Below are 2,764 nucleotides of genomic sequence, written 5' to 3'. Positions count from 1 at the left end.
TGTCGTGCCGTCCCCGCTGCCTGCCGCGGCCGTTCAGCACGGCGGCGCTCAGGCCCGCCAGCAGCATCCCGGACGCGGTCCCGACGGCGATGTTCAGCGGCGGGTTCGGCGACGTCGGGGTGTCCGGCGGCTGGGCGAGGCCCATCAGCGCGACGCGCACGCCGGTGTCCGCGCTGTGCGAGCCGCCGTACCGGACGAGCGCGTCCGCGGCGGCGTTCGCGAACGCGGCGGCGTCCGGCGCGGACGGGGCGCGGCCGGTCAGCTTGACCAGCGGCGCGTCGGGGGAGGTGGACGCCTGCACGTGCTCGCGCAGCTCGCCGGGCGGGGCGTCCGGCAGCGGACGGCGGGACCAGGCGAGGGTCTCCGGGAGCGGGGCGAGCCGCCCGTACGCCTGCGCGAAACCGACCGCGTCGATCCCCGCGCGCTCCTTGTCGTCGACGACCAGGACGAACGCGGTCGCGGTGTAGCTCGGCGGGGTGAACAGCGCGTAGGCGCCGCCGCCGATCAGGCCGACCAGGCCGAACACGATGGGGACCGCGTACCGGCGCAGCAGCGCGGCGGTGCGGCGCCGGGCGCCCCGGACGAGCGTCCGGCGGCCGGACGGCTGAACGGCATCACGTTTCGACATGGCATGCCCCATTTCAGGTCGTTATGACTTCCCGGGTGGACGGCGTCCGGTCGGCGCCGCCGGGTCCGCCCGGTCCGCCCGCGTACAGCCGGGCGAGCCGGTCCGCCTGCTCCGCGACCGCGCTGGCGGGCGACGGCGGGGGGCACCGCCGCGCGTCGCGACCGCGCATCGGACGCGAGGAGGTGCGCGAGGCGCGCGCTCCAGGCGTCCGCGTCACCGGGGGCGTCCGCGGCGGGGGGCAGCCGCCGCGCGCCGGGGGCCTCGCCGGGAGGCAGGTCGTCCAGCGCCGGGCAGGTCGTGTAGAGGGCGGGGAGCCCGGCGGCGAGGGCTTCGAGGACGCCGAGGCCGAAGGTCTCCTGGACGGACGGGGCCGCGAAGACGTCCATCGCCGCGAGTGCGCCCGCGACATCGGACGTCCCGCCCGCGAGGACCACCCGGTCCGCGACACCGCGGGCCGCCGCGAGGCGTGCGAGTTCGCCGCGCTGCGGGCCGTCGCCGACGACGAGCAGCCGGGCGGCGTCGAGGGCGGGACGCGCGAGGGCCTCGATGAGCAGGTCGAACCGCTTGGTGGGGACGAGCCGCCCGACCGCGCCCACGACGGGTTCGTCCGGTGCGATGCCCAGGGCGGCGCGGGTCGCGGCCCGGCGGGCGGGGTCGAACGCGAACGCGGGGGCGTCGACGGCGTTGGGCACGACCGCGACCCGTCCCGGTGCGACGCCCCACGCCTGCAGGCGCCGTGCGACGGTCGGGGACACGGCCACCGTCAGCGACCCCAGTCGTTCGGTCGCGAGGTAAAGGGCACGGACGCCGCGTGTGGTTCGGCGTCCTTCGAGGTGGCCGTCGCCCAGGGAGTGTTCGGTGGCGATGATGCGGGGCGCGGGCCGTCCGGCGAGGCGTGCGGCGATCCGTCCGTACACGCACGCCCGGTACAGGTGGGTGTGGACGACGTCGTACCGTCCGCGGCGGATCAACCGGACGAGCCGGGGAAGCGCGGAAAGGTCGCGGTTGCCGCCCATGCCGAGTTCGTGCACGGGCACCCCGGTCGCGGCGATCTCCGCGCCGACCGTCCCGGCGCGCGTCAGCGACACGACCTCGCACGTCACCGGCAGGTGCGGCAGCAGCAGCGCGAGCTGCCGCTCGGCGCCGCCGTGCTCCAGCCCCGTGATGACGTGCAGGACGCGGGTCACACCCGGCTCCGCCGGAGGAGGTCGTGGCGGAGGACCTTCGCGCGCAGCCGCAGCGACCCGTCGGACTCGCGACGTACGTGCGCGGCAGCGCGTGCCGGGACGCCTCACCGGGGTCGATGTGGCACGCGTAGCCGTAGCCCGCGGCGCGCACGGCCTCGATCTCCCGCTCGCCCGCGCGTCCGTACGGGTAGGCGAACCCGTTCACCGGACGGTCGGCGATCTCCTCCAGCGCCGCCTTGCTCTCCGCGAACTCGACGCGGAGCGTGTCGTCGTCGGCGTCGGGGAGCAGCACGTGCAGGCGGCCGTGCGAGCCGATCTCGACGCCCGCGGCGGCGACCGTGCGGATCTGCTCCGCGGTCATCAGCGGCTTGCGCGGGCCGCGGCCGTCCGGGCCGTCGCTGTCCCACGCGTTGTGCTCGCCGATCCGTCCGGACACGACGAACACGGTCGCGCCGAAGCCGTACCGCAGCAGGACCGGGACGGCGCGGGTCGCGAAGTCCGCGTACCCGTCGTCGAAGGTCAGCCCGACGAGTCCGCGCGCGCGCCCGGTGCCGTGCGCGTACAGGAGTTCCTGCATGCCGACGCCGCGCAACCCGCGCGCGCGCAGCCAGGCGAGCTGGCGCTCGAACCGGCGCGGCGAGACGGTGACCAGGTGCGGGTCATCGTCGCGGCGGTCGATCGAGTGGTACATCAGCACCAGCGGTGCCCGGCGTCTCTTCCCGGCTTCGGGTATCCGCCCCGGGCCCGTCAGGCGGGCCGGGTCGATCGGCTGTGTCACTGGTCTCCCCCGAGTGGACGCGGCCGCGGCGTGCGAGCCGCGACCGGATTGCGAGCGAAGCGAGCGGCCCGCGAGTGGCGAGCCGCGGCGGAAGGGCTGGCCACCGCCGGACGGCGGCGAACCCCGCGCCCGTCCGCCGTCCCGCGCCCGTCGGCCGTCCCGCGAGCGGCC

At 76.8% G+C, this 2,764-nt stretch carries 2 protein-coding genes and 1 pseudogene; all 3 read right to left on the bottom strand.

Going from position 1 to position 2,764, the window contains the following annotated elements:
* Nucleotides 1-526 (bottom strand): lipopolysaccharide biosynthesis protein (locus BJF79_RS56380; protein ID WP_158079403.1); only part of this gene is annotated, 526 nt, incomplete at its 3' end.
* Nucleotides 505-1,815, bottom strand: a complete 1,311-nt coding sequence (locus tag BJF79_RS36315) for a glycosyltransferase (RefSeq protein WP_083734511.1) — start codon at nt 1,813-1,815, stop codon at nt 505-507. The genes BJF79_RS36315 and BJF79_RS56380, both read right to left, overlap by 22 nt.
* Before the next feature lie 187 nt (nt 1,816-2,002).
* Nucleotides 2,003-2,392 (bottom strand): annotated as a pseudogene (locus BJF79_RS63315) (polysaccharide deacetylase family protein); the annotation flags it as partial.
* Nucleotides 2,393-2,764 lie beyond the last annotated feature (372 nt).

Origin of the sequence: Actinomadura sp. CNU-125, assembly GCF_001942465.1 — a bacterium.
In the GTDB taxonomy this organism is placed as follows: domain Bacteria; phylum Actinomycetota; class Actinomycetes; order Streptosporangiales; family Streptosporangiaceae; genus Spirillospora.
The sequence above is the reverse complement of the archived record's forward strand: the minus strand, read 5'-3'. Positions and strand labels throughout refer to the sequence as shown.